Here is a 26,358-nt window from a genome sequence, read left to right as displayed (position 1 = left end):
TCCGATCGGCAGGCCTGCGACTATTTTCACCCACTGCGTGTCGTCGTTCTCTCGCACACGCTTTCCTTCGGTAGCCGACCCGGCTATTCCGCGCAGGGCCGGATTCGCGTACGCCAGAGAAGTCGCGCGGATCCCGCTCTCGATCGTGCATTTCCTTCCAGGAGCCTGTCTTGACTGATCCCTCGTCTCTTGCGCTGCCCTTCGATCGCCACGGTGCGCGAGGATGAAGCTGTATTCGAACGAGTTCGCGGCCGACCCGCACGCCGCATACCGGCGGATGCGCAGCGATCACGGCCCGCTCGTCCCGGTCGAAGTAGCGCCGGAGGTGCCCGCGACATTGATCATCGATTACCGCACGGCATTGGACGTGCTCACCGACGCCGTGCATTTCTCGGCCGATCCCAGCGAATGGGAACAGAACGTGCCGGAAGGATGTCCGGTGCCGTGGGCGATGCGCTGGCGGCCGGACGCGTCGCGAACGGCGGGAGAGGAGCATGCTCGCTACCGGAACGCCGTCACCGGCAGCCTCGATCGCATCGACCTGCACACGCTGCGCGACACCGTGGAACGCACCGCGCTGTCGCTGATCAACGGTTTCTGCGCGGCCGGTTCGGCGGATCTGCTCAGCGAGTACGCGATCCCGCTCACCGTCAGGGTGCTGGAAGAGGTATTGGGATTCCCGCCGGAGGTCCGGCAGAACGCCTACACGGCGATGATGAGCCTGCGCGACGCCGCCGACGCGGCCTCGGCGGAGGCGAGCCATCGAACGCTCGCCGCGGCGATGCTCGAGGTGATCTCGGCCAAACGCGCGGCGCCCGCGGCGGATGTGGCGTCCTGGCTGGTACAGCATCCGGCTCGGTTGAGCGAAACCGAACTCGTGCAGCAGATGGCCTCGTTGTACACCACGGGCGCCGAACCGACGTGGAACCTCATCGCGGTCACCGTGCTGTTGCTGGTGACCGATGAACGATTCGGCGGCGAACTGCTCGGCGGAGCGCTGTCCACCCGGGACGCCATCGACGAGGTGCTGTTCACCGATCCTCCCACTGCGAATTCCTGCGTGCGATACCCGAACCAGCCGCAGATCGTCGGGAATGTGTGGCTGCCCCAGCACCAACCGGTGTTGATCGGTTTGGCGGCGTGCAACAACGATCCCGCGGCGGTGGCGGGCGAGCGCCAGGGCAACCGGTCGCACCTGGCCTGGGGCGCCGGGCCACACACCTGTCCTGCCCAGTCGGTCGCCATGGTCATCGTCCAGGAAGCGCTCGACCAACTGCTGGACGCCCTTCCGGAGATCCGGCTGTCGGTCCCCGCCGACGAACTGGAGTGGCTGCCGAGCTCCTTCCACCGCGCACCGGCGGCCGTTCCGGTGACCTTTCCGGCGTCTCCGCCCCTGGCGTTCGTTTGACAGCGATGGGGCGGGTCGCGGTGCTAGGCAACGCACCTCGACTATCCACCGAGCGTCTAAAACAATTAGCCAGTTGTAAAATACTGGCCTAATCTGGGTATGTGGCGACACACCGCACACCTGATCCCGCTCACCGCGTCCGCGACGCCGAACGCACCAAACGCTGCCTGCTCGAGGCGGCTTTGGAGGAGTTCGCCGCCAAGGGCTACGCCGGTGCCCGGGTGGGTGACATCGCCCAGCGGGCCGGTGTCAACAAGCAGTTGATCACCTACTACTTCGGCGGCAAGGAAGGTCTCTACCGGGCGCTCCAGCAGAACTGGCTGGAGCGTGAGGCCGCCTTCAGCGATCCGGCGCTGCCGTTGGCGGAGGTGGTCACGAACTATCTCCGCGATGGTCTGCGCGACCCCCGCGGCATCCGCTTGCTCATGTGGCGGGGATTGTCCGATGCCGCGCCGACCGGTACGCACCCGATCTCCGAGACCGACATCGCCGAGACCAGGCGCCGGCAAGAGCGCGGCGAGGTCGCCGCCGACCTCGACCCGGCCGCGTTCCAGCTCGCGGTGATGGGGATGGTCATCGCCCCACTGCTGCTGCCGGTCCAGGTTCGCGAACTGTTCGGCGTGGAGGCCCGGACCGCCGAATTCGAGCAGCGCTACGGCGAACAGTTGCGCCGCATTCTCGCCCATCTCACCGATTCCCGCTCCGAAGGAGATATTTCATGACCTACCTCGTCACCGGCGTTCGCGGCATCGTCGGCCGGACCGTCGTCGACCAGCTGCGCGCGGCCGGAAAACCGGTGCGCGCGGCCAGCTCTCGTCCCGCCGAGACCACCGTGCCGGACGATGTCGAACTCGTCGGACTCGACCTGACCGACCCGGAATCGGTCACCGCCGCGCTCGCGAGCGTGGACAAGGTCTTCTGCTACGCCGCCGCGGAAGGCATCGGCAACTTCATCGACGCCGCCGAGGCCGCTGGTGTCGCCCACGTCGTGCTGCTGTCGTCCATCGCGGCGGAGAACGACCAGAACCCCATCGGCGCAAGGCATCTCGCGGTCGAGAACCCGCTGCGAGCATCCGGCCTGCCGCTGACCGTCCTGCGGCCGGGAGCCTTCGCCGCCAACGCCCGCACCTGGTTTCCCACCATCAGGGCCGAGCGCGTCGTCCGCGTCCCCTTCCCCGACCTGCACCTGACCCCCATCCACGAGGCCGATATCGCCGACGCGGCCATCGCGGCGCTCGACGACCCCTCCCACGCGGGCAAGACCTACCCGCTCACCGGCCCCGAATCCCTGTCGCACCACCAGCAGGTCGCCGCCATCGCCGCCGCCCTGGGCGAGCCGGTCCGACTGATCGAACTGACCTATGAGGAAGCAGCCGATGTGTACTACCGCCCCGTCCTCGACATGTGGGCGAAGGCCGGCTCTGAACCGAGCCCGGTCGGCCCCACTTCCGAGTCGGTCACCGGCATACCCGCCCGCACCTTCGCCCAATGGGCCGTAGACCACGTGGACGACTACCGCTGACCGCCCACTCCTCCCCGACCGGCGATCCACCCCGGCCAGCCCAACCCTTCAACCCCCTCTGACCAGCCGATTAGCACCCCTCCAGCCTCGTGCGGTAATCTCTTCGAGCGCCCGCACAGCGGACGCAACGGGCTGTGGCGCAGTTTGGTAGCGCACTTGACTGGGGGTCAAGTGGTCGCAGGTTCAAATCCTGTCAGCCCGACAGACGAGAAAGCCCCTCTGACCAGCGTCGGAGGGGCTTTACTCATTCGCCGACCACCCGCAGAGCGGGACCAGAACGGGACCGCAGGTGCTCGGAGAGCTTGTCACCGGCCCCGGTGATCTCCCGACGATCCGGGTGGAGGTACCGCTCTGTAGTCCGGCTGTCGGCATGTCCGGCGATCTTCTGGAGCACGTGCAAATCACCCCGGCATCGGCCATCCACGTCAGTCCGGTGTGCCGCAGATCGTGTCGCCGAAGGTGCTCATAGCCGAGCTTGGTCACGACCTCATCCCAATGGGTGGCATCCCGGAGCACGCCGGTAGCGATCCGTCCGCCGCGCGGGCCGCGGAACAGCCGGGCATCGGGGTCGTCGGCTCCGACGATCGCGATGCGCTGAGTAACCAGTTGCCGAACTTCTTCGATCAGCGGAACGTAGCGCACCCGATTGCCCTTGGTGCCCTTATCCTCCATGCCGCCCGGCCCCGGTGTGGTCTGCCGCCGCACCCGCCAGGTCCAGGTATCAGTGTCGATGTCGCCGACGCGGCAGCCGGAGACCTCGCCGATACGGGACGCGGTGCAGGCAGCGAAGATCACCACATCACCCCAGCCCTGATACCGATCCGCCGAACGAGCCACCAGGGCATCAGCCAGCGTCAGAAGCGCCGACCAGTTGGGCAACGCCAGCGACCGCGGATCATCGAGTTCGTCCTCGATCTGCTGATAGAGCTTCTGCCAACCACGCACCCGCGCCGGGTTCGTCTCCCGAACCTCGTCCCGCACAGCCTGTTCCATCACCCGCACCAGCACGGCGAGACTGTTCTTCACCGTCGACTTACCGGCGCCGTCGTTGATCCAACCGACCACCGCGCGATCCACCGCACCATTGGTCAGCATGGCCACCGGGAGATGCCCCAACGTCGGAACCACGCGCTTGCGCCAGCCAGCCATGTACGGGTCGGTGGTCTTCTTCTCCAGACCCCGCAACGCCAACTCCATGTTCGCCTCGCCGTAGTCCGCCAGGCGCATTGTGGCCGTCTTCGGGTCGATCCCCTGGGCTGCCTTCCGCTCCAGACGGGCGATCCACGCCTCAGCCTCTTCCCGAGTCTCGAACGGTTCCGAGACCGAGGGGCGCTTCTTCGTCGCTGGATCAGTCCAGCGGACTCGCGCCTTGAACGGACGTCGACCGTAGTCCGGCCGCTCTTCGATGTCGGACGACAGCCGGACGCCGACAGGGATATTCGCTCGTTCAGCCATTACGCCGCCGCCTGGGATGGATCAGTACGCCGACCCCGCAACCACACCTCGATATCTTCCGCCGCGTACTTCACCACCCGCGGAGAGACCCGCACGAACGCGGGGCCGCACGGAGGATTCGCGGTACGCCACCGCCGCAGACTCGACGGATCGATGCCGAGCAGCAACGCCAGCTCCGCCGTCGAATACCATTTGCCGTCAACCAGCCGTGTATCCATCAACCCCTCCTCAGGCTGCTTGTGTGATTGCCGAAGTTTTCTGCGCCCCTGGCGGACTGGCGGCGAGTAGTGCTCTGGTGTACTCGGCGCGCCAGGTGATGCGCTGGGAGACCGCCGCCATGATCAGGTGATCGCGCGGCGGGACGTTCTTGTCGCCCGGTTCCACGGGCGTGATGATCAAGTGCGAGCGATCGGGTTTGACGATCCCGACCGCGGCGAGGGTTTGCCGAACGAACTCCGCGCGGTCGTGCTTGTGGTCCGGGAGGGTCTTGTTCGACCAGCGACGCGACACCAGCACCCGCCGACCCGGCAGCCCCAACGTGTCCCGGCGGTGCGCTTTGCCCTTGCAGCGACCCGGCTGCGTCTTGGCCGTGGCGCCCTTGGGGACGATGCCGTAACGCAGCCAAACCGCGCACCGCGGCGAGCACGGCGTGTGCTGAAGTTCGGCGTGGAGCCGGTCGTAGTGTTCGGCCGCCCGCCGGGATTGAGGTTCGAGGATTTCCGCTACCGACTTGGTGAGGTACTTCGTCAGGTAGCGGACCTTCTCGTCGGCTTGCGGTGTGCCGCCGAGGATGCCCTTGGAATCGACCTGGACACCGAAGCGGATCACGTGCGCCGGTTCCAGGTCATCGGTGGAGTCGATGATGTCCAGTGCGTCGTCCCATCCGGTCAACGGTTGCCCGGTGTCGGGGTCGGTGAAAGTGCCGGCCGCGTGATCCCACACCGGCATGGTGTCGCCGGAGTACACCTCGTTTTCCGGGTCGAACCGGGGCCACCACACCTGGTGATAGGTCGCCGCGGTCACCGCCCGGAACACCGCGTGCGGGATCGATCCCCGAATCGCCAGATGCAGGTGCGGGGCGCCCCGACGCTGAGGTTCCACGGTGGCGAAGTACTGCACGTCCCAGCCGACCGCGCGCCGCAGGTTCTGTATCCAGCGATCCACCAGGGCCGCGAAATGCACGATGTCGCGCGCCGCGCGGGTGTAGTCGTAGGAGTCGGGGTCACGCGGTGAGCCGTCCCCGCAGACCTCGCCTTTGGAGTTGACCGCGCCGTCTTTGTGCACCAGCCCGTAGGACGGGAGGGTTAGCGTCACGAACGTGGAGGGCCGGTACTTGCCCGCGTACTCGCGGCCGATGGTGGTCTTGGCGACCTTGTGCCGGGGCAGGTCCGGTACGTCTTGGCGGCGCCGGGTGGAACGCTGGCGGCGATCCTTGCGTGTGGCGTCCAGGTCCGGCAACCGGCCGCGGAAACCTGATTCGCGGAGTTGTTTGTCGATACCGGCCACGTCTTCGGCGGCGTCGTCCATCCGCTGCCGGTCGTCTTCTTCCTTCGCGGCCTGGTAGGCGGCGAACAGATCCGAACGTGTCGCGATCAGGTCTTTCTGCTGTTGGGTGGGTGCGCGCTTGTCGATCTCGGGTTCGGCGCTCATGTGCCAGCCCTCGTGGCATTGCGTCATCCGCAGATACCGGGCCTTGGCAGCGCATGCCGGGCAGACGGATTCGATGGTGGACTTGCACGGGGCGCCGACGTAATCCACCCGCAGCGTTCTCGGGTCTTCAGCGCGCATCGGCACCGGGCGACGGCAGACGTGCTGCTCATCGGCCAGCGCGTGGGCGACATCCCGGAAATCCGGCAGGCTACGGCGCTCGGCCGCGGTCTGCCGGATCGGGACCACCGAGTCAGTGTCAGTGGTATCAGGTTCCATCTACGCCGCCTTCGGCCTGATCCAGTGATCCACCCGCGGCAGGATCACCGTTTCCGCGAGCGAGTCCGAGCGGCGGAACGCCAACTCGACGGTGCCGGGGCCGGTGATGGTGGCGCGGCAGTCCAAGGCGCCGAAGGCGTGCGCCAACTGCGAGACGCGGTTCTCGAAGTCCGCCGGGCAGTGGCCATCGAGCATCCGCACCCGAACTCGATCCGTCGCCGCACCGATCTCCACGCCGAGCAGGCGCGGGATGAACGTGCGGTCACCGCGGTCGATGCTCAGGTGGCAGGCGCGCATCAGCTTGACCCAGCGGCGCCGGTAGCGGTGCCAGGTCAGGAACCGGGCACGTGCCCGGCGGGTGACCCAGCGGTCGAACATCCGCGGGTAGGCACGCCGCCACAGCACCAGTCCGGCGACGGACACCCCGGCAGCCGCCAGACCCACCGGCCACCCCCACAGCACCCACGCGGTGACGACCAAGGCGAGGGGGAGGGAGATCATCGGGAACAGCACCAGCCACCACAGGCCGACCAGGGTTGCGGCCAGGAAGTGGAGCAGGCCGAGCGCGGCCAAGTCGAAGGCGTCCAGGTGGGTGTCTTTGCGAATGTGGACGGTGGTGGTGTTCATGCCGCTACCTCGAAGAGTGAGAGTTGTCCGGACGGGTCGCTCAGGTGCGTGTGCAGCTGGGCGCCGATGTGGTGGGTGTAGGCGGGTGGGATGGCCTGGCACAGTTCGTCGCCGGTCATCCAGTCGATGCCCATCGCCTCAGGCCCGACGTAGGTGCCGATGTGGCCGGTGACCGAGACGTTCCAGCCTTCCGCCCACCGCTGCCGCCTGTTGGTCGTGGCCGTGCGAGCGGTATGCGCCGGGTGAGCCGGGGGCCGCAATGTGACGTTGGATTCGAAGCGGCGGTGGCGGTAGGTGCGCAGCCCGAACATGCTGCCGCACAACGTGATCGAGCGAGCCAGATCCAGCGGTGCGGGCATCACGTTCTCGATCACGAACGGCGCACCGACAGCGAGCAACGCCGTCCTGGTCGCCGCCACGAGATCCGGGTACTCCCGATCGGGGTACAACGCCGCCAGCGGGCTGTAACGCTGGCACGGCGGGGAAGCGTGCACCACGTCGAACTCCTGCCCATGCGCGGCCAGGAACTCCAGCGCGTCCCCCTGATGGAAAGTGAACGGGTAACGCGGCTGCGGCGCGATGTCCACGCCGACGACATCGAACCCGGCACGGTGATAGCCCGTGGCGCCCCCACCCGCGCAGCAGAACAAGTCCAGCAGCCTCGGCCGTGTCATGCCCGCTCTCCTGGCCTCGGCTCGAACAACGCCAGTTGCCCCGAACACGGAGCGTGGATGTCCTTGCGGGCACGCCGCTTGCGGTCGCTCACCTGCTCGGCTGCGGCCCGCACGACGGGGTTGACCTCAATCGCGGCCGGTCGGGTCGCGCTCATGCTGCCCAGTCCCCACCGTCGAAGTCGTCGTGGTCGTCGCTGTTGTCCCACAGCGGGACAACCCCGGTCTCGACCAGCAGGTGCGCGGCGATCGCGGCCGAGTCCAACCCGGAACGCTCCAAATGGCAGCGGCGACGAGCCGTCAGGTCGATAACGTTGTCGTCGTAGCGGTGGTTGCTCATGGCTGGGCCTCGATCTCGGGGACGCCGCACACCTCGCAGGTGCGCGAACGGGTGGAATTGCCCAGCGGCCACACCGTGGTACGCCAGGACTTAGGGAAGGTGTGGCCGTGCTCGACGCACCGGTTGGTGGCCTGGCAGCCGTCACAGGTGACCTTGTCGCCGTCGTAGACCCAGCCGACACCGCCCGCAGAGTGGACGGTGAGGTAGGCGATGGCCTGGGTGACGGAGTCGAAGCAGACCGCCTCGTTCTCACCCTCGGTGTAGTGGTCGCCGCAGGTATCGCAGTAGACGACCACATGTGTCTCGGTCACGAAGCCCCGTTTCATGCCGCCACCGGCCCGTCTTCAGGCTCGTCGCCGAGGTCATCGGGGTCGAAGCCGCTGTAATCCTCAGCCGGAGCGGCGATCTCGGGCGCGGGCGAGTAGGCGTCCACGATGGCGTCGATGTCGTCATCGGAGACGAAATACGCCCGCACCCGAACGAACTCGCTGCTACCGTCCTCACCGACATAGCCGACACCCGGTGTCAGGTCGGAGATCTCGTCGCAGCGTGCGCCGCGGTCGCGGGCGCCTTGCCCGTGGACCATCGCGCTCTGAGTCGGCTCGTCCAAGCGCAGGCCGATGCGGACGGGGAACAGTTGCCGATTGGGCATCGTCTCCTTCGACGGGTCCTGCAACGCCGCGACCACCGACACCGCCGCCGCCCGACCCTGCGACAACAACAGCCCCGTCAGACGGCGGAACTCCTGCTGCTCCTCCCGAGTCGCATACGACGACAGCGACGCCGCCTCATCGATGATGATCAGGATCAACGGCTCATCCGTGCTCGGGACGATCTTGCGCAGCCCCGCCGCCCGCATCCTGGCCAGCCGCTCACGCATCAGCTCGACGGCTTCGGCCAGCATGGCGAGGATCGTGGTGTTGTCGGTGGCGAAGCGGACGAACAACCGGTTCTCGCCACACCCGCCGGAGCCGTGATCGAGACGCCCTCAGCCAGACCACCCCAACCGGAGAGGAACCCGAACGATGATCACCAAGCCCGACACCTGCCAGCTCCGCGGATGCGACCGGCCCGCCGCGGTCCCGTTCCTCTACGAGTACCCCACCCACGGCGAGCAGCAGGAGATCCGCTGGCGCTGCCACCGGTGCGACGCCCAGTACCGCCGCAACATCGAGACCATGGCCCGGTACCCGTACTGATCCCGGAGGGGGCCTCGGCCCCCTTCTCCCGGTTGCCGAACTACTGAGCGTCCTACGGCCGCTTGGCCCTGCTGTGTGGTGGCCTGCATTGTGTTCACGCGCCCCTCCAGCGTCAAGAGCGCCTACGGCGTCACTGCGTGATGAGCTTCGCTCACTCTTGACTCCGGAGCCTCTACGCGCGAAAGGCAGGCCGATAAGGGGGCAGGCGCAGCCAGCCCGCCTATGTTGCAAGCCACCACACGGCAGGGCCACAGCCCGACTTCGCCATGGTCCGATGTCGGCGGCTGGACTTACAGTCTCGTAACAAGATCTGCGATCGCAGTTGCCTTGAACATACGCGACAGCCCGACGTGATGCATGCGTGATGAATTGTCTCCATAGTTTTCGAAATGCCCGGCATTGATGCCGATGAACCGGTGCGGACGCGAATTTGGTGTGGTTATGTCCCCGCCCGGGACAAAGCCTCGCTGCGCAACGAACACCGGACTACCGGAATTCCCGCTCGTAGAGAAGGCATCGAAAAGAATCTGATGATTTCCATCTTTGCTGGATACGGGCCCAGTCGTGCGCCTGTACCCATAGCGGGGGTCACTAACTATAGCACCGGTTCGCATAATCGGACGCTCCCCATTCCGGTCGTACCATTCGGGATACCCGGGAAAGAACAGCATCTCGCCTACATCAATTAAGGAGGCGAAGTCCTCTTCTGTAGCGAAGTAATCGAGTGTGAACCCGCCGAAGACCGTCAAGTTGAAGGTATCCGGCTTCAGCGCGCCGTCGTTGTCTCGTATCTGCATATCCGACATCACTAGCTCGATCGCAGCGACATCTACCGAGGGATCCGGATGCGAGCGGACACCTGACGGATCTAGGATGACATGCACTCGTTCCAGCGCTCCCGCAACGTCGCCCGTCCAGATTTCTGCCACCAGTCCGGTTAGCTTCGTCCCGTCAAACTTAGAATCACTCCATGGCAGATCGACCACATGGCGATTGGTAATAAGGGCAAATCGACCGGGAGCGAACATCACTACAAATCCAGTAGCACTACCTGAATTATCGGTGCCCCCCGGTTCATAGTGGTGCACGGTTCGCACCCGACATGCTGCATAGAGGTGGCTCGTTTTTATGCCGGTAATCACGTGGATAAGCATAACGGCATTCCATCGGATTGCTATCGGATCAGGCTGCGCAACCTACGCGTGGCCCTGGTGGATGGCGGCGTGCACAGTGTTCCCACACCCCTCCAGCTTCAAGAGCACGTACGGCGTCGCTACGTCCTGAGTCGTGGCGTCCTCCCTCGATGACACATCGGTGACACGAACGCCCCGAACAGCGGCAAACTGACCCAGACCAAACCGCGACAGTTCGATATATCAACACCCGGCCGAGAACCCCCGAATCTGCCTCTGACCTGCCTCCGGAGCAGAAGGCCGGCGGGAACGGTCGGACGACCCGGCTGCCCGTGCCTCCTACGTGCCCCAACGCACGGATAAAGCGGTCACTTGGCCACACCCTTGGGCCATAAGGCGAACTCGCTCAGACAGAGAAATACCCCTAACCAGGCAATCTGGTCGGGGGAATTTCCCATGTAACCGCTACCAGAGTATTGGGGTACCTGCGGCAAGCGGAAACGCATCCTTCACTACCTTAGTCGCTACTTCTATTGCCGTCCCACTTTCGGATTCGGTCGGAAGTACGGGTCCGACTCCCTTATTGGAGTGAAGCACCTTATTTCGAATCACAACAAGGTCTTCATACAGATTGGGCGGCAGTGGATAGTCCGTAGCTTTGAGGTAGGTCACTAATGTGCCCAGTGTAAGATTCCCCCGGGCTTCCATCAGATATTTCGCAACACCCGGTGGCGTTTTGCTTGCCAATTCAAGCTGCACCAGGGCGTAGGCTGCCATTTCGACAGCGCTGCCAGCATCTACCACTGCCCGCCGATACTGCCTAGCCCGGTGCAGCGCCCGTGCTTCGCTGATTAGAGACCAGGCCAGTGGAACTGGCTCGACCGAGGCTGCGCGCTCAAAGCAGTATTCAACGGCCTCCTTCGTCGCTATTTTACCTGGTAGTGAAGACGGGACGGGGATTGGTCTAATTCCTGGTGCATGCTTCGCTTCGGAGTTCGATATCTCAAACATCATGGTTCTATCTTGGAAAGCCAAATGAAACTGCGGGCCAACGTGTCTCGTATGGGTTCCGGTCAGAACGCTCAGCCAATCAATGGCAATGTCAAGCCATGGATCAAGCGAATTGAGTATGTCGGTCTTCATTGTCTCCGGGTTCAATCCTGGCGGGACAATTGCGGTAAAACCCAGTCGCATGACTGTCGCAATCCGAGGGTTTTCGCGGGCCATTCCCCAATCTTGATCCAGTACTGAGCCGATAAGTTGGGGAGGCTTTTGGAGCATTCTGTCGGCATCGCGACCGACGGTGTCATGCGGGAAATGTATCACGGTTGGATAGCCGGAAATTTTTGTCTCGATATCGCTTCCGATTAATTCATGATCGCACAGCCAGTGCACTTCAAGCGGGCTCCGCCATTCGAGACTGTCAACCATTTACTATTCCATTCGATTAGAGGTTGCTGGATTTTGGATGCCCTGTATTACGGTAAATCTTATAACGAATGTACGTCTACAGAGCGGAAACTCTTGATGCTTGCACAGACCAGAGGTCAAGTCACGCTGATACATGGTGCCAGGCCGTCCACAGGCCGTGAGAGGCCCGGCAGCAGTCGGGAAGGACGAGAACTTGGGAGAACCCTTTACCGAGTTCAAGGCACATTTTCACGGTCCGCCGCCGGGACACCACAATCCGCTCGCAAGATCCTGGACATCTTCGAAGGCACTTAACGGATCTAGCAGCCCCTCGTCGATTGCGGCCTCTTCACTGTCACTGCCTGGGAGAGTCCTCTGACCGCGGAGAGAGTTGTACCCGTCCGGACTCGACTCGATCTACGAGTTCTCGTCCAGCCACCTATTCAGCTTTCTACGGCGCCCGAGCGCGGCGATTGTGAGGCGCGGGTGACGGATTGAATTTCGAAGACTCCGACCTTCCCTTATGCGTACAGGATCAGTTCCATCCAGACTAATCTTCCATTTCCGGCCCATTGCATCACGAAACTCTAGCCAATACCATTCCGTGACCCTCTTTGTTCCATTGTATGCAAATTCGCGCGCCACTCCCGGGCCGAGGTGGCTACTCTCAGCATTTAAGATAGAAGTTTCACCACCACTTGTAGATTCCCACTCACTTCTTAGATGCTGAACCTCGTCATCAGCAAGATACCGACCTTCGCACACCCCTCTAAGAACTTCACGAAAAGGATACTTCCTTCCCCTATTGGGAGTAACTTCAAATATTGATTTATCAGAATAGTTTGATATTTGGGTATGATATCCGTCCGACGTCCAATAAAGGTGAACGAATCGGATATGGCGGGCTTGCGATTTGGCATCGAGGCTTGAGTTCTTAAAGAAAACGTAGGCGGCGAAAGCAAACGATGCCGATGTGACGATTGACCCCACCCATGCCGCAACGGTTCCCCATATGGCAACATCCAAGGGAAACGGACCAAACGCTACATCCATCAGAATAGTATCCTCCATTTGCGCGCTGTAAGTGGGATCGAAAGCGGGGCGATTGAGAGACCGCGCTGTAAACCCGCTACGGTCGGAACGTAAGCCGGAAGGTTACCTCCCGGTACTTGCATACCTGACTGGCTCAGACGTCTAGCTCCAGGAACTTAGTGGCGAGATCGCTCAGATAGAAGCCGCATCCCTCTGGCCAGATCACGCCAATCTCCCTGTCATCTTCAAGATAATTACACCAGGTAGGCGGGATGGGTTCGTCGGCCAAGAATATTAGGCCGGAGTCGTCCCGCGCAACTTCGAAATACCTGTACTCATACAGTTGGCCCACAGCCGCCCGGATGGCATCAGCAAAACGGCCGTTCACTCGCTTGGCCTCGATGATTGTAGGCGGGTTTTCCGTCCCCAGGTCGATAGCGGCGTTACGGAGCGGGACAATCCCGCGTGCATCGAGCCACTGAGCGAATGCGTTTACCAGCGTTTCATGTGCCCGTGTCCGTCTACTGCTGCTCGCGGCAACGGCGGCCAGGTAGTCAGAGTCCGCCTTCGGCTTGAAGGGCTGAAGGAAACCCGTGCGGATTTCCGGCACCGGAGCCGTCCGCTCGGTCAGCGCCTGGCCGTCGAATAGGATGTCTATGATCGATCGCGGGAGCTTGGCGAAGTAGTTCGACATCATCGCCATGCGCGAACGGTCTTGCTTGAATTGGAAGGGCAAATACAACTTCTGCCCTTCATATGCCATGGCTAGCCGGTCACGCTCGGCATACAAGGCATCGGCCTTTCGACGCACTTCGGCGAGATCAACTATAGTGCCGAAGGGAGAGAATCCCGTCAGTGCAACTGAGTATGTGCCGTCCGCGGCATCATGAAAGGCGTCTTTGGCAGCGACAGAGCGGCCGACGAACGCACTTTCGCGAGTGCTGTAGTGGTAGACGACATCCCTCTTCCGGACCGAGGAGACCAGTTCGTACCACGGGTCGCGGCTACCGTTCTGGCGGAGGTCAGGGCACATCAGCGAAATACCGATGCCCTCAAGTCCGCGGATCTCCACCCAGCAGTTCTCGGAGCTGTCGCCAGACCACCAGTAGTCGGTTTGCTCCTTGGCAGCTGTTCTCACATTCGCGTCCTTGGCCTTTACAGCAACGTGGAAGCCGAGCGCCCGCAAGGCACGTGCCACAGTCTCATCCCCGCCGCTAAATTCGCCGGGGAGCAGCGGTTTTCGTCCCGGCAAGTTGCCGTATGCGACGCCAGCAATCGCCTTGGAGTCATACAGCGTGCCGTTGTGCTCGATGTAGTACCCACGAGCCTTTCCAAACCCGTGATCAGCTAAGAACTTCTCGCGGCCCGAGTCGTCGAACTCTTGGATCGCTGAGAGCACGGCATCGCTGGTGAGCGCGTCCAACTGCACAGGCGGACTATAGCTCTCACCGCCTGACTCGCTCGACGGATTCGACGACAACCCGAAGTGTTGCGGGACCACAACGGGACCACACGCTATGAACGATGCCAAACAACGTGCTGCTCGATACGAGCCAGCGAACTACCGAAAACAGCTATCTACCTGCACTTTTAGCACCCCGACCGACCTGGGGGTCAAGTGGTCGCAGGTTCAAATCCTGTCAGCCCGACCAGCGCGGCCTTACCTGAACCAGTGACTGAAAAGACACTGACGAGGGTAAGGCCCGAGTCGTTTCCGGGGAATTTTCCCTCGTTGACCTGCTGTTCAGCGGTTGGATCTGAGGCAGGTGGACGCTTCCGTCGTTCCGACCCTTTCGATCCGCTTGCGGGGTGATGTCCGGCCCGATCGGACGCCAGCCGCATACCCTCAGCCTCGGCAGTGGCTCGTTGCAGGTAGGCCCGGTGGGCATCGTGCAGTTCGGTGAACAGCGGTGTCTTCTCGTCCGCAGCCACATCCGGGTCGTCCAGGTAGAAGCGCTCGAAGAATGTTTCGTTGAGCAGACGGCGGATCGAGTCGGTGCCGTCGTGGTAGAGCTGGCGGGGATTGGCGACCAGGCGAAGCGCATCGCGCAACATCTCGATACCGAGGCTCAGTTCCGCTGCCGTGTTGGCCAGTCTCGGCCTCCACGAGGCAGATATTGCCCCGCAATTGCACGGCCCGCTGGGTGAGCTTTCCGAGCTGGGCCACCGCCTCGTCCCGAATCTTCGTAGCGGCCTGGACACCTTCGCTGGTGACTTCAGCCTCCCCGTAGCTCAGACGGTCGGCCGAGCGGGACTTGTTGATACGCAGCTGTTCCCGAAACAACGCCCACACGATCGGGGCAGCCTTACGGCGGGCCAACGACCCGCCGCGCACCGCGGTCCAGACATCGGCCTTGGATACCTGGGCGGCGTGTACGCCGGGGATGGCGGTGACGAGCTGGACGTTCTGGGTGTTGACCGGGCTCTCCGGTTCAAGGGACGAGCCATAGGAACTCCTTCGGTGTTGATAAGTAGCTGGTGGAAGTGGCAGGAAAGTGCTGCGGTTCGGTAGCGGTGCTGGCGCGTGACTCAGCGATAAGCGTTGCGGTCGAACCCAATACGCCGGTGTTCACGGCATCGACCGAGCGGCGATGATCATTGCCACAGCGTCACTTCCACCCGCCGGTTCAGCACGGCTGCCGATTCTATGAACCGGCCATCGGGCGTCAGGTTGGGAATGACCGGCTCGTTGGCCCCGCGGCCGACCACAGTGCCCAGCACGCTGGGTGGCAGGCCCAGGGCCTCAAGGCGTGATGCCACGGCCTGAGCCCGCCGGCCAGACAGGTTGCTGCTGTCGCGGCCGTCGAGTGTCGTGCAAGCGATGTGCCCGATCACATCCACTTGCCGCACTCGGCAGCGTCTGGCGGATTCCACCAGGGGCCGCAGCACTTCATCGGCCGAGGCTGACAACGCGGCACTGTCCGGAGCGAAATGCAAGAGTTTGGTCATCCAGCCGGGCGTAGCGCGGGCATCCGTCAGCGTCGGTGAAGGCCGCTAGCACTGGCACGATCGGTACGGACAGGGTTGCCCGCGGTGGTGCCGCCACCGGTTCGGACTCGGCGATGTCGCAGCGAGCGGCACCAGCCTTCTTGCAGATCTGCATCCACAGGTCTTCCAGCAACCGACGCCCGTAGGCAGGCAGCCGAGGCTGTACGCTGCCGCCGGTCACGCCGAGGCCGGCATAGGTGACATGGTGGCCGGGCAGGTTCAAAAGACCCTGACGATGGATGGATTCGGCGATCTCTGCTGGATTGAAGCTCAGGCCGCGAACGTCCAGATCGACGGGCGGTTCTGTGCTTGCGCCACTGCTCAACACGAACATCCGGGCGCGAGGATATTGGCTGCCCCGGTCCATGAGGCGAACCAGCTCCAACCCCGGCGCCGTGGCCTGAACGTTGGCGAGATGCTCTTTCAGGGCCTCGATGTTCTCGCGGATTTTGCGAGCTTTCGCATTGCCGTGTTCGACGTCCTTACCGAAGAGGAGTCAAGTCCCGTTCGATGACCGGACCGTCGGCCAAGCTGACGATGCGCACGATGGCATCGCCGGGATGCTTGGCCTGGTTCGCGTAGGAGATGAGTTCTGCCTCAACGGATTTCGGGATGGTCGGGAGAGGTTCAGCCGAGGTTGCCGGGACAACCAGTACAACGGGGGCGGGCTCGGAAGTGATGCTGGAAGCGCAGGCGGTGAGGCCGGGCACAGCGGCCAGAGTTGCGGCGCTGGCGAACAGATTGATGATATTGCGGTGCAGGCGGTGGCTGCGCCTGCTGGTGGGTGGAGACATGGTTTCCTTCAGAAAGTTCAAATGGGGATGGGGTGGGCACCAGGCGACGAGCCTGGCGCCCCCCCGGAACGGCGTGAAGTCGGAGCTACTCGTGCGGCCAGTGGATGAACCAGCCGATGTGGGCCTTGGTCAGGAGTTCGCCGAGGCGCTTCGTGTGGCTCACGGCGAAGGGGGCCACTTCTTCGCATTCGGCCAAAACCGAATCCAGATCCCGGCGCAGCTCCTTGAGACGGGAATGGGCGAAGGCGAAGATTTCGCTCGCCACCTTCACGTCATCACTGTCCGGAACGACCGGATACAGCGACTCGGCCATATCCAGGCCGGTGGTTTCGGGGGTCATTTTGGTACCCACGGATGGGCACCTCCTTACATGCGTGGTGCGATAAAGAACGTTGAGCGAGGAACCGCCGGAAGGAATCTTCCGGCGGCAACCTCATTTCTGTCTCGGTGTGGATTTGCGTTTGGGCCTCTGCTGCTGTTTCTGCTTCGAGACTTCCCGATTGGGGCAAGGTCGGCAGTTGCAGCGCAGCGCTTGGCGCTGTTCCTCCTCATCTTCTTTCCGCTCAGGCCACGGAAGCTGTTTCCACAGCTCCCGTGCCGCCTGCGGGCGGAGAATGAGGAGGGTCAACATGGCGTATGACCACACCGTGAAGGCGGTTGGTTCCATGAAGGTTCTTTCACTGTGAATTTGTCAGGGTGCGTGTGCGCTGCGCCGGGGGGCGCGGGTTTCGGATTTCTCCGTATTTGACTGAGGTCTGCACCTCGACACTCAGCCTGCACGCCGAAATGAGCCTTCACCAGCGCAGATGCCGAAAAGTAGAGGCTAGGTAGGTGCTGGGTAGGACCTAGGTCGAGCCTTCGCCGAGATTAGGACGCTGGAGCAGCCGGGGACTCGGGAGGCAATGCGTCGGGAGATGATGCGCCGGGCTTATGATCTTCTCCGGGAGATGCCTGCTGTAGGCCGAGTTCTGTCTCAACTTCATATCCGATGCTGCCAAAGTCGGCATCCGGATCTTGATGATGAAGCGCATCCAGGATTTCACGGCCGATTTCTGGATATCTCTTCGCCAATGCGCCGGAGAGCGACGCCAGATTATCCTTCAGGCCCTTTTTGCAATTCCACCGGCTAGAATCACTATCTACCAGGCGATATGTATCCAGAATCCAGTCACATATATTGAATGATTCAATATACTGCTCATAATTAACACCTGGCCGTCGTCTATATACTTCTGGCCGTTGCGGATTCCATTCGGGTACTGGATCTCTTTCGTTCATCTATATATAGATTCTCAAAATTTCGATGTAATTACAATGCCTGATACATAATATGGCTTAATACTGTCGGGTATAGCGGTGCTTCGCTGCTACACTTCCTGATGTGAAGGATGATCCATCAGGGGCGGAACACGAACGACTCTTGAAAGTCGTTGCCGAACAACTTAATATCGTGCGTGACGCTGGTCTCGCCTCACTTGACACTCGTGTTGGACGAGGGCTTGAGATACCAGTACTTCTTATCGCAGCCGAGAGCCTTGAAGGTTGCCTACCCACATTTACATCCGGAAGAAAGATCTCCCTTCTTCTCAGGGAGCAAATCAAGAATGTTAGCGCGCCTAGTCATCGCGAATTGCTGACGATTATTTTTGGCTTATTAAAAGGTCATGAGCATATGGTGCCCGATGATCTTCGGAAGGAGGCTGTTAAAAGAACCTCCTATACGAAAGGCTACTTCATTCGGAAAGGTGGCCCGGAAGACAAGGCGTTGGACGCATTAGCAGCACAGATTATTAGCAACTGCCTCTCTGTTATCGACGACGGTAAAGTTGCCGACGAGGCGAATCCAGCACCGCCAGAAGTTACGGCTTCGCCACCACCACCGATTGCGCAGCCCGCGGAAACCGTCGCCAACAAACAACCGACAGAGCAAGCAAGTGAAATCCCCAGACCAGATCAGATAACCGTATACCCTCATCTTGCCGACACAGCCCGCCAACTCGCTCAAGCTGTTCGGAAGGAGTTGCATGACGAAGCCGTGCTGCACCAACTGCATCGTTCGGTAATTCCGGTCCGATGGCGCGTCGCCGACGATACCCTCACAGATCATTGGGAGTACTCCCCGGTAGATACGGAAAACAGGTCGATGCTACGCGGCGTATTCGGCGACGTTGTCAAGCTTTATTCTCAGATTGAATCAGGTCGGCTCGTTATTCTGGGCAGTCCCGGCTCAGGCAAGACGACCATGGTCAGAGATTTCTCCTATACCATCCTCGGGAAATATCTGGGTACCTCACCGCCGAACGATCCCGGCACTCTCAACGGGCGGGTGCCGGTCATATTCAACCTCTCATCCTGGGACTCGACCGATCAAAAGATAGGGTTCATTGACTGGTTGGCCAGCGTACTTGTTCGCGACCACCCTGGCCTCGAAGACGATGCCAAGGAGCTCATAGCCAAGCGGATTCTTCCGATCCTTGAGGGCTTGGACGAAATGGACGAGAAGGGAAACGAAGAACGAAAGGCTAGCCCAGATAGCGACAACAAAACTGACCCCAGGATCGCCCTTATCCCCAGCAATGAGCCAGCACCGCGTCGCAAAGCCGCGATGGAACGGCTGAAAGGAACGAGCCTGCCGTTCGTTCTCACCTGTCGTATTGATCAATACCGAGAGACGGTAAGCGATATCGGACCTCTGCCTGGGGCGTGGGCAATCGAGTTGGAAAGCCTGGAAGTCGACGACATAGAGGAGTACCTTTCGCTTGCTCGCGGCACACGAGCTGCCGCCTCAAAATGGCGGTACCTCCTGAATCAACTCAAGGAGCGCCCGTTAACAGATCCGCTGCGCGAAGCTTTTACCAGTCCTCTGATGGTTTCTCTCGCTTCTGCGATCTACGTATCAGATGTGGGTAAACGGAGCCCTGAGAGGCTTCTCGAAACGCAATTCGAGGACATTTTCCATCTACAACGAATGCTGTTCTCGCAGTTTGTCGCTTCAGCCTTTCCCTCCTTCAAGACTGAATCGGATCACGATGGGGCCGAAGACGGAATAATCACGTCACGCAAGCGTCGCTACTATGACAGCAAACGAGTTCCGGTATGGCTTAACTACACAGCCCGCAACTTGGAAAACGGCGAACTGAAGTGGTGGGAACTGGCTAACAAGGTTCCTCGGACGACACGAGCTTTCATTGCCGCCATCCTTCTCGGCCTCGTGGGTGCAATTGCTAGTATTGCCGTAGACTTCAATATCGCAAACCTTTCCATCGGGCTCGCCATAGGATCTATCTTCGGATTTCTGAGCGTATATTTTGTACCGGGCGAGCCGCCTATCGGCTTCAGCCTTCTAGCACCTGGTAGCTTTTACAATTTTGTGTGTGAAATAGTGAAAGCGCCCATTTTCGGCCTAGCGGGTGCAATGACCGGGTGGCTGCTTCTCAACTGCCCGCTGGTCGAGTATCCCTACAGATGGCTGACGCTACCCATCGCAGGCATTGCCGCTGGCTTGACGTCGTACCCCTTACGAATTTGGCTTAAGCAAGCGCATTCGAAGTCCTGGAGCCATGAAACAGCGCTGGCGGTGGGTGGTGGAGTAGGCACCGCTGCCATCATCGGTGCTGTTGGATTCCTGGAAAAAGCTCCAATAGGCACATGGTGGGACTGGTTTCGCCTCGGATTGGTATATGGATTATTCCTGCTGCTCGCATTCGGCCCCCACGCTCGATTCCAAGTCGACAAAGTGGCGAATCCATCCAAGATGATAGCCAACAGTCGGTCCCAAACCATCTACTACGCCGTCATGACGAGCCTGGCACACGGAGTTGTACTTTCCTTCATCATTAATCCGTGGGCAAGTGTGGCCCTAGGAATTTCGACAGGTATCGCAACAGGTATCGTTAACAGCGCTTGGGGTCGCTGGGCCATTCTGACGCGAGGGTGGTTGGCGCTTACGGGAAAGATGCCGCGTCTTTTGGTTTCGTTTCTCGATGATGCACACCGGCGAGGGATCTTGCGCCAGTCGGGTGCCGTCTACCTCTTCCGACACAAGCAATTAGAGCGCTACATATTAGAGGAGTTGCCGTAGCCGATGAAATATCAATGCGGACTTGGACAGTCATCCTTACCCACCCAAGGCGGCCGTCGAATCGGCGTCGCTCTCGTAGGAGGCAGTATGTCTTGCAACCGCGGCAGAACCGCCGTGTCCTCATCCTCGCGCCACCCTCGTCCAACTCGACCCTGGGCCGGCACCCTCTCTATCGGGTGAGTTGCGGCCTCCATCTCGGATCGCGGATCGTCTGAATAGCCCGCCGCTTCATCTTCCACCCATCCCTCCGGCGCCGAGACCGACTGCCTTGGCAGCCAGGAGCCCTCATCGCCGCTGCCGCCACCCATGGCATCGGTCGGATCCATAGCGTCACTGTGACGCCGGACCAAGGTGACGGTGTGACGGTTGGTCGTCAGAACCCTCTTCCACCACCAACAAACCGGAAGCTCAGCACCGCCGTGAAGAACACCGAAGCAGGCCACAGGATCATGACGAGGGAGGCCGACATTCCACTCAGCAGTCGTCTTCGCTAATAAGCAACAGATACGCGGCCTCCAAGTGCACGACGCACTCGTCTGGGTGATGAAACCGGTGGATGTACCGAAGTTCTCGGGCTCGTTCGACGGTTAGCTCCATCAAGGACACCTGGCACATGAACTCGGCCAGCTTGCCATCGGCCTGGACAAATGTCCTGTGCTGCCGTGGATTTGACATCGTCTTCGGCTTCTTCCTGTGACGCTCACTCCCACAGCTCGGCACACGGCAGCAGCGGCAAATCCTCGGGCACGTTATCGTCGATGGTCACCACCAGTTCCAAGTCGGCGTAGCCGCCGCTGGTCAGCTCGTCCGCCATGCTTTGTGCTTGCTCGGCGCTCGCCTGGTAGTCGAGCGTGAGGGCACCGCTTTCGATGTGAATATGACGTGGCTTCGTACGCATTACGGTTGCCTCCCTTACGGTTTGGCCGTTATCCGGCGGGCTGGTGCGGTCCAGAATTCGCGTAACCCCTGGTCAGGGGCTATACCGCGTTGGCTCGCCGCGTTATGCGTCCGGCGTATAGGCCGGACGTCACGAACGGATTAGGCTCGGCGTGATTCACCCCGAAGTTCGGTAAAAGTTCAGGTCAGCGATATAATCCAGGATGGAAGGAAACGCGCCCGTATGAGCGTTACGACTGAATCCAGTCACGAAACCAACCCCCAGCGTCACCAGGTCACCGGCGATGTCCATCTGCTGCTGCGCCGCGGTAACGAAGTGCTGTTTGGCCAGCGTCAGAACACCGGATTCGAAGATGGGGCATGGCATTTGCCCTCGGGGCACATTGAGGCCGGCGAATCTGTCATCGACGCTCTGATCCGTGAAGCCCATGAAGAGATCGGCGTGACGATCGTTCCGGCTGATGTGCAGTTCAGCCACATCATGCACAACTCATCCTCGGGCGGCCGGATGGCGTTCTTCTTCACCGTCCGGTCGTGGCAGGGAGAACCCACCAATCTGGAGCCGGACAAGTGCAGCGCGCTTGAGTGGTTCGCGGCGGATGCACTGCCCGACCACATGATTGACTACTGCAGCACAGCCATGCACCACATCGCCAAGGGCAGCGTCTTCTCCGTCTACGGCTGGTGAGAATCATGGCGGCACGTGCTGACGGCCCGATCGTCTGTGTTTCGTATCTTGCCCTGGCCGAACTTTGGAGCGTGCCGCTGTTTCCGGCTGCCAACCACGGTGCCGAGGTTCGGGCCACCGAGCAGTCCATCGCTGCCGATGGCCCGATGGCCGCGGCAGTCTTGGCCGCACTCGATGTTCCAACCACGCTCGTAGCCAACATAATTGGCGATGCTCAGGACGGCCGGACAGTCCAAACCTGGCTGCAGCGCCGCAATGTCACGACGACCGCTATGTCCGATCCCGACGTCATCACGCCGTGGATCGTGGTGATCGCTGATCAGCACCACACCCGGACGTGGTTCGCGCATCTGCCCGGTGCGGTCGACGCACTACAAGCGGTCGATCTGTCGCCAGTTCAGACCGCCGCATTCGTCTACGTCGACGCATACGAACTGATCGAGACGGCCGCGGTGCGGGTGATCACGGCGGCCAGAGCGGCGGACGCTCCGCTGCTTATCAACCTCGGCGGATCGCCGCTATCGGATGGGATTCGGTCCGCGGCGGCCGGCTACGAAAAGCTGCTCGTGCAAACCAACGTCGATGACAGCGCCCACGCCGAAGCGTTCACCGTCGCCCGATCACTGCTGGCGGAAAGCAACGCGGCCTGGGTGGTAGTGACGGCTGGAGCCTATGGAGCGGTGGCTGTGAGCCGCACGGACGAAGTTGCCGCGCCTGCCTTTCCGGTGACGGTGCGGCATACCCATTGCGCAGGCGCCGCGTTCTCGGGCGGGCTGCTCTATGGCCTGCGGGAGAGGTGGTCGATGGTTCGCAGTATGGCGCTCGGGTCGGCGAGTGGGGCACTGCGGTGCGCACGACACCACGGTGCCCCACTACCGACGCTGACCGAACTGGAGGCGTTCGGTTCGGCGGGAAGAGTTGGCGTGGCCTGATGGTCTATGCAACAACTGTCGGCTGGTGCTCCTGTCGCCGTATCCTGTTATAGGAGGAAGTAATACGGCTGCTCGGCCTTTGCTGCATACGGAGACGTGTTGTGACGGTTCTCGTCGGGCTCATCGGGGCGGTACTCGGTTCAATCGTTGGCGGCATCATTACCTACGTCACAGCACGAGCGAACCTGCAGCTCACGCTTGAGCATTCATATGATCAGACCCTTCAGACCAAGCGGCTTGAACACTACCAAGCGCTGTTTCATACCACTGGGTGTCTTCCACGCTATTGGCCCAAGTCGAATCTGGACGTCACGCGGGCGGACATTCGAAGGTTTCGAGAGTCGTTCCATGATTGGTACTTCGGTGAAGGTGCCGGAGGGATGTTCCTGACACCAGAAGCCAAGAGAATCTACATGCGTTTGGTTACCGCACTTGTAGAAACCGAAGCTCCGGTGAGGGAATCGCAACCCGCCGACGATGACACTGTTTCGAATGACGAAATCGGCGCACTTCGCGTGCTCGCGAGCGACCTCCGGCACCAGCTTGCCAAGGACGTGGGTGCCGCGCACCCACCGCGCCTCAGCTGGACCCGACCTGAGCCGTTGCCCCCGCAGCCATGGATCGAACAGAATGGGCAGGGCCAGCCTGCTATCGCTAGCACACTCCCCACTCCTCCAGGAGTCGCACCATCTCGTTGAATCTGCTGCGGCTCATCCGCTTCCGCGCTGCCTCCTCGGCGGTTTCCTGCTCGGCTCCGTACTGCCACCACGCCTGCCCAGTCGTCCGGTCCATGACCAAGAAGCGATCCTTGACGGCCGGGCCACGGATGACCAACGAGGCGGTGTAGGGCTCGGCCACCACGGCGTGCACCATCGAGTGGTGCAAGGCGTAGCTGGAACCGACAAGTTCTTCTCGCGCCTGGAGCACTGGCAGTTTGGCCGGATCGACATGCTCATCCACTTCAGCGTTGCCGAACAGGTAGTGCCGGTACTGGCCGCGCAGGATCCGCCTGGCGTAGCTCCACCGGTGATTATGTGGCCGGTCGAAGTAGCCGTGCAGGAAGATGTGCAATCGAACGCGGAAGCCGGCCTCGGCGTCATCGTGCAGCACCAGTTTGTCCAGGATGTCGTAGTGCTCGCACAGGGTGAACAACTCCGGCCTAGTGGGCAGGACGGTGATCCGATCGCGCACGATGCTGGGGTCTTCGACCAAGAGATCGAGTACTTCGATGCAGGCGGTTTCGACGGCGTCGATGTCGTTCCAGTCCAGGTCGCGAAGCTTCTCGACCAGGGTGTCCATGGCATCCATCAGACAGACTCGCTTTCGGGTTTGGCGCTGGATTTCCACAACCGGCAGACCGGCACGATGTCGTCCTAGGCAGCACAAGACGCTTTGCCCATCACCAGTTCCTCGGCCGGGCAGCCACCCTGACAGGCACTGGCTTTGCAGCCGCCGCAGGAGCTTTCGGCCAGCGCGCTGGTGAACAGGTCGAACTCATTAACCCCGTGGTTCAGTTGCACCTGACCGTCGACCATCTGGGCGAAGTGCAGCTCCGTGTCGAACAGGTAGGAGCAGACGTAGCAGCGGCCGTCCGGGAAGATCGAGATGCGATCCAGGGTCCGGCCGATGCACCCCTGGTAGCCCTCGGCGGCGTAGCGCTCCATCTGGTCGCGCCGGGCATAGGTCGGCTGGTACCACACCCGCGTTTTGTACTGCGGTGCGACAACGTTCAGGTTGTCACAGAACTCCACCCACTCCCGCGGGTTCATTGCCATATCCGGGTTGCCGTGCCCGGTGCCGATGGTTGAGAAGACATGGAACTTCACCAGGCTGACCCCGAGCTGATCGGCAATGTCGAGCAGCTGCAGCAGGTCCTGCTCGTTCGCCTTGTTCCCCGTGCAAATGATGCGGGTGTCGAAACCGCGGCGGGTCAGTTCGGCGGTGGTTTCCAGCGCCTGGGTGAAGGTCCCGGCGCCACGGATCGCATCGTGGCTATCGCCGCTACCGCCGTCCAAACTGACTTGGATGTAGGCGAAATCGTCGGGTTCGAGCTTGCGGAACTTCTTGAGCGCGGGCTTCTGGGCGTTGGTCGTGGTGATGACGTGCTCGTAGCCCAATTTCCGACTGAGACGAATCGCCTCGCAGTAGTGCGGGTGCAGCGTGGGTTCGCCACCGAGGATGGTCAGCTTGTCACCGCCCATCCGCCGCCAGGTGGTCAGGGTGTCCACAATCTGCGGCAAGGGCATCTTGAGCGCGCGGTCCAACCGCTCACCCATGTAGCAGTGCTCGCAGCGCAATTGGCACGCTTCGGTGATGTAGAGATAGACATTGCGGAACCGGCCGTACGCGACGCGGTCAATCCGGTCCGGTTCGGGAACATCGGCCCCACGGGGCATGCGGGCATGGCCATAGCCATCGCTGTTGGCTCGCAGGCCAGGGGTAGGCAGATCGGCAGTCGTCATCGTGGCGCACTCCGTGAGATAAGCGGCGGGACAAGTAAATTGGCCGCCCCGTCGATGGTGTTGGTGGTGTCGAGCTGGGTGAGGGTGACGTCGGCACGGGCAAAGCCATCACGGATGCCCACTGCCGCTTGGTGATAGCGCTGCATGCGCGCTTTGAACAGCCGTGGTGAATCGCTGCGTCTGGGATGCAGCAGGCCCCCGCATCGGCCGCACTGCCACGGGTCGGCATCGCTCGGAATCGCCGGCAAGCGGGGATCGTTGATCGGGTCACGCTCGCAGCGATGGCAGACCTTCCGGTTCCGGGCGCGCTGCCGGAGCGTCTTGACGTCGGTCACTACTTCGATGGCCTCGATGTGGCAGGGCGTCAGCGACCACAGGATCGCCAGCAGCTGATCAACCTGCGCCGCGGAACCGGGAAAATTGTCGAGCAGCACTGCCTGAACCGTCGGGTCCGCATTGACGGTTTCGAAGTAGGAGCGGAGTGCTGCGGCGACGGTGTAGTCGTCGATCCACCCCAACTGCTCCGGCGTGACCGCCGTTGCGGCCAGCACCTCCTGCGAGACATGCTCGCGCAGCCGGAACACCCGACGCCCAGGTGCCGATCCGAGCTGCATCGTCACGTCGTTTTGCCCGCTGCTGGCGGACCAAAGATGGGAACTACTAGGGACAACGCCACGCCTACCCCTTTCCTCGGCAGGGTTTTCGTGACCCGCCCAAGGGTCGGTTTCTGGGGCGAAAAGGGCCACGACAAGCGGGTATTCGGGGTATGTATGAAACGCATAGCGTCGCCTGT

Annotated in this window: 30 protein-coding genes and 1 tRNA gene; 9 read left to right on the top strand and 22 right to left on the bottom strand. The window is 61.7% G+C overall.

From position 1 onward, the window contains the following. Positions 1-223 precede the first annotated feature (223 nt). The 4 genes from ACWESM_RS13595 (at position 224) to ACWESM_RS13580 (ending at position 3,132) form a co-directional block, all read left to right on the top strand. Positions 224-1,408: a cytochrome P450 family protein gene (locus ACWESM_RS13595; RefSeq protein ID WP_364435781.1), complete on the top strand. Its 1,185-nt coding sequence runs from the start codon at positions 224-226 to the stop codon at positions 1,406-1,408. A gap of 101 nt (positions 1,409-1,509) precedes the next feature. After that, the gene (locus tag ACWESM_RS13590) at positions 1,510-2,130 is read left to right on the top strand and encodes a TetR/AcrR family transcriptional regulator (protein ID WP_355076658.1); all 621 of its coding nucleotides are present in this window, start codon (positions 1,510-1,512) and stop codon (positions 2,128-2,130) included. Further along, positions 2,127-2,930 (top strand): SDR family oxidoreductase, encoded by an 804-nt coding sequence (locus ACWESM_RS13585; RefSeq protein ID WP_452491955.1) that lies wholly within the window; start codon positions 2,127-2,129, stop codon positions 2,928-2,930. Before ACWESM_RS13590 ends, ACWESM_RS13585 begins: the two co-directional genes overlap by 4 nt. Before the next feature lie 128 nt (positions 2,931-3,058). Further along, a tRNA-Pro gene (locus ACWESM_RS13580) sits at positions 3,059-3,132 on the top strand. Positions 3,133-3,170: 38 nt separating this feature from the next. On the opposite strand, the gene ACWESM_RS13575 is transcribed toward ACWESM_RS13580, so the two are convergent. The 9 genes from ACWESM_RS13575 to ACWESM_RS13535 are packed head-to-tail and all read right to left on the bottom strand — an operon-like array spanning position 3,171 to position 8,895. Further along, entirely contained in the window at positions 3,171-4,385 is a 1,215-nt protein-coding gene (locus ACWESM_RS13575; RefSeq protein WP_452491953.1) for a site-specific integrase, read from the bottom strand. Further along, positions 4,385-4,603 (bottom strand): helix-turn-helix transcriptional regulator, encoded by a 219-nt coding sequence (locus ACWESM_RS13570; RefSeq protein WP_067809589.1) that lies wholly within the window; start codon positions 4,601-4,603, stop codon positions 4,385-4,387. Before ACWESM_RS13570 ends, ACWESM_RS13575 begins: the two co-directional genes overlap by 1 nt. A 10-nt stretch (positions 4,604-4,613) precedes the next feature. After that, the gene (locus tag ACWESM_RS13565) at positions 4,614-6,281 is read right to left on the bottom strand and encodes a replication initiator (protein WP_452491951.1); all 1,668 of its coding nucleotides are present in this window, start codon (positions 6,279-6,281) and stop codon (positions 4,614-4,616) included. 30 nt (positions 6,282-6,311) lie between these two features. Further along, a complete protein-coding gene (locus tag ACWESM_RS13560) occupies positions 6,312-6,938 on the bottom strand; it encodes a hypothetical protein (RefSeq protein ID WP_452491949.1) in 627 nt (208 codons plus the stop codon). After that, entirely contained in the window at positions 6,935-7,612 is a 678-nt protein-coding gene (locus tag ACWESM_RS13555; protein WP_452491947.1) for a DNA methylase, read from the bottom strand. The genes ACWESM_RS13560 and ACWESM_RS13555 overlap by 4 nt, the downstream gene beginning before the upstream one ends. Beyond that, complete coding sequence (locus tag ACWESM_RS13550) at positions 7,609-7,767, bottom strand: hypothetical protein (RefSeq protein WP_452491945.1); 159 nt, start codon at positions 7,765-7,767, stop codon at positions 7,609-7,611. Before ACWESM_RS13550 ends, ACWESM_RS13555 begins: the two co-directional genes overlap by 4 nt. Next, complete coding sequence (locus tag ACWESM_RS13545) at positions 7,764-7,949, bottom strand: hypothetical protein (protein WP_452491943.1); 186 nt, start codon at positions 7,947-7,949, stop codon at positions 7,764-7,766. Before ACWESM_RS13545 ends, ACWESM_RS13550 begins: the two co-directional genes overlap by 4 nt. Next, positions 7,946-8,260 (bottom strand): hypothetical protein, encoded by a 315-nt coding sequence (locus ACWESM_RS13540; RefSeq protein ID WP_452491942.1) that lies wholly within the window; start codon positions 8,258-8,260, stop codon positions 7,946-7,948. The genes ACWESM_RS13545 and ACWESM_RS13540 overlap by 4 nt, the downstream gene beginning before the upstream one ends. An 11-nt stretch (positions 8,261-8,271) precedes the next feature. Beyond that, entirely contained in the window at positions 8,272-8,895 is a 624-nt protein-coding gene (locus ACWESM_RS13535; protein WP_452491940.1) for a hypothetical protein, read from the bottom strand. Between the two features lie 79 nt (positions 8,896-8,974). Between ACWESM_RS13535 and ACWESM_RS13530 the strand changes: the two genes are divergently transcribed. Continuing rightward, entirely contained in the window at positions 8,975-9,148 is a 174-nt protein-coding gene (locus tag ACWESM_RS13530; RefSeq protein ID WP_452491938.1) for a hypothetical protein, read from the top strand. Between the two features lie 290 nt (positions 9,149-9,438). Here ACWESM_RS13530 and ACWESM_RS13525 read toward each other — a convergent pair whose 3' ends face one another. The 9 genes from ACWESM_RS13525 to ACWESM_RS13485 all read right to left on the bottom strand — a co-directional run bounded on the left by ACWESM_RS13525 (position 9,439) and on the right by ACWESM_RS13485 (position 17,783). Next, the gene (locus ACWESM_RS13525; protein WP_452491937.1) at positions 9,439-10,290 is read right to left on the bottom strand and encodes a hypothetical protein; all 852 of its coding nucleotides are present in this window, start codon (positions 10,288-10,290) and stop codon (positions 9,439-9,441) included. A 456-nt stretch (positions 10,291-10,746) separates the two neighbouring features. After that, on the bottom strand, positions 10,747-11,712 hold the full coding sequence (locus ACWESM_RS13520) for a hypothetical protein (RefSeq protein WP_452491935.1): 966 nt from the start codon (positions 11,710-11,712) through the stop codon (positions 10,747-10,749). Positions 11,713-12,877: 1,165 nt separating this feature from the next. Beyond that, positions 12,878-14,152, bottom strand: coding sequence for a hypothetical protein (locus tag ACWESM_RS13515; protein WP_452491933.1), 1,275 nt, complete (start codon positions 14,150-14,152; stop codon positions 12,878-12,880). A gap of 185 nt (positions 14,153-14,337) precedes the next feature. After that, entirely contained in the window at positions 14,338-14,778 is a 441-nt protein-coding gene (locus ACWESM_RS13510) for a hypothetical protein (protein WP_452491932.1), read from the bottom strand. A gap of 540 nt (positions 14,779-15,318) precedes the next feature. Then, positions 15,319-15,672, bottom strand: coding sequence for an OmpA family protein (locus ACWESM_RS13505; RefSeq protein WP_452491930.1), 354 nt, complete (start codon positions 15,670-15,672; stop codon positions 15,319-15,321). Next, positions 15,614-16,045 carry a hypothetical protein gene (locus ACWESM_RS13500; protein WP_452491929.1) on the bottom strand — a complete coding sequence of 144 codons (432 nt, stop codon included), beginning with the start codon at positions 16,043-16,045 and terminating at the stop codon, positions 15,614-15,616. The genes ACWESM_RS13505 and ACWESM_RS13500 overlap by 59 nt, the downstream gene beginning before the upstream one ends. A 148-nt stretch (positions 16,046-16,193) precedes the next feature. Beyond that, the gene (locus ACWESM_RS13495) at positions 16,194-16,526 is read right to left on the bottom strand and encodes a hypothetical protein (RefSeq protein ID WP_452491927.1); all 333 of its coding nucleotides are present in this window, start codon (positions 16,524-16,526) and stop codon (positions 16,194-16,196) included. Positions 16,527-16,590: 64 nt separating this feature from the next. Continuing rightward, positions 16,591-16,845 (bottom strand): hypothetical protein, encoded by a 255-nt coding sequence (locus tag ACWESM_RS13490; RefSeq protein WP_452491926.1) that lies wholly within the window; start codon positions 16,843-16,845, stop codon positions 16,591-16,593. 527 nt (positions 16,846-17,372) lie between these two features. Next, the gene (locus tag ACWESM_RS13485; RefSeq protein ID WP_452491924.1) at positions 17,373-17,783 is read right to left on the bottom strand and encodes a hypothetical protein; all 411 of its coding nucleotides are present in this window, start codon (positions 17,781-17,783) and stop codon (positions 17,373-17,375) included. A gap of 103 nt (positions 17,784-17,886) precedes the next feature. Between ACWESM_RS13485 and ACWESM_RS13480 the strand changes: the two genes are divergently transcribed. Next, a complete protein-coding gene (locus ACWESM_RS13480; protein WP_452491922.1) occupies positions 17,887-20,586 on the top strand; it encodes a hypothetical protein in 2,700 nt (899 codons plus the stop codon). A gap of 700 nt (positions 20,587-21,286) precedes the next feature. Here ACWESM_RS13480 and ACWESM_RS13475 read toward each other — a convergent pair. Then, a complete protein-coding gene (locus ACWESM_RS13475) occupies positions 21,287-21,484 on the bottom strand; it encodes a hypothetical protein (protein WP_452491921.1) in 198 nt (65 codons plus the stop codon). A 222-nt stretch (positions 21,485-21,706) separates the two neighbouring features. Here ACWESM_RS13475 and ACWESM_RS13470 point away from each other — a divergent pair, with 222 nt between their 5' ends. The 3 genes from ACWESM_RS13470 to ACWESM_RS13460 all read left to right on the top strand — a co-directional run bounded on the left by ACWESM_RS13470 (position 21,707) and on the right by ACWESM_RS13460 (position 23,801). Beyond that, on the top strand, positions 21,707-22,171 hold the full coding sequence (locus ACWESM_RS13470) for an NUDIX hydrolase (RefSeq protein ID WP_452491919.1): 465 nt from the start codon (positions 21,707-21,709) through the stop codon (positions 22,169-22,171). Positions 22,172-22,176: 5 nt separating this feature from the next. Then, positions 22,177-23,103, top strand: a complete 927-nt coding sequence (locus ACWESM_RS13465; protein ID WP_452491917.1) for a carbohydrate kinase family protein — start codon at positions 22,177-22,179, stop codon at positions 23,101-23,103. A gap of 101 nt (positions 23,104-23,204) precedes the next feature. Further along, positions 23,205-23,801: a hypothetical protein gene (locus tag ACWESM_RS13460; RefSeq protein WP_452491916.1), complete on the top strand. Its 597-nt coding sequence runs from the start codon at positions 23,205-23,207 to the stop codon at positions 23,799-23,801. Here ACWESM_RS13460 and ACWESM_RS13455 read toward each other — a convergent pair. From ACWESM_RS13455 to ACWESM_RS13445, 3 genes are all read right to left on the bottom strand, one after another. Then, the gene (locus tag ACWESM_RS13455; RefSeq protein ID WP_452491914.1) at positions 23,758-24,402 is read right to left on the bottom strand and encodes a hypothetical protein; all 645 of its coding nucleotides are present in this window, start codon (positions 24,400-24,402) and stop codon (positions 23,758-23,760) included. The two genes, ACWESM_RS13460 and ACWESM_RS13455, sit on opposite strands and share 44 nt — an antisense overlap. Before the next feature lie 74 nt (positions 24,403-24,476). Continuing rightward, the gene (locus ACWESM_RS13450; protein ID WP_452491912.1) at positions 24,477-25,565 is read right to left on the bottom strand and encodes a radical SAM/SPASM domain-containing protein; all 1,089 of its coding nucleotides are present in this window, start codon (positions 25,563-25,565) and stop codon (positions 24,477-24,479) included. Beyond that, positions 25,562-26,179, bottom strand: a complete 618-nt coding sequence (locus ACWESM_RS13445; RefSeq protein WP_452492180.1) for a hypothetical protein — start codon at positions 26,177-26,179, stop codon at positions 25,562-25,564. Before ACWESM_RS13445 ends, ACWESM_RS13450 begins: the two co-directional genes overlap by 4 nt. Positions 26,180-26,358: the final 179 nt, after the last annotated feature.

It is taken from the genome of Nocardia sp. NPDC003999, assembly GCF_053604885.1.
The sequence above is the reverse complement of the archived record's forward strand: the minus strand, read 5'-3'. Positions and strand labels throughout refer to the sequence as shown.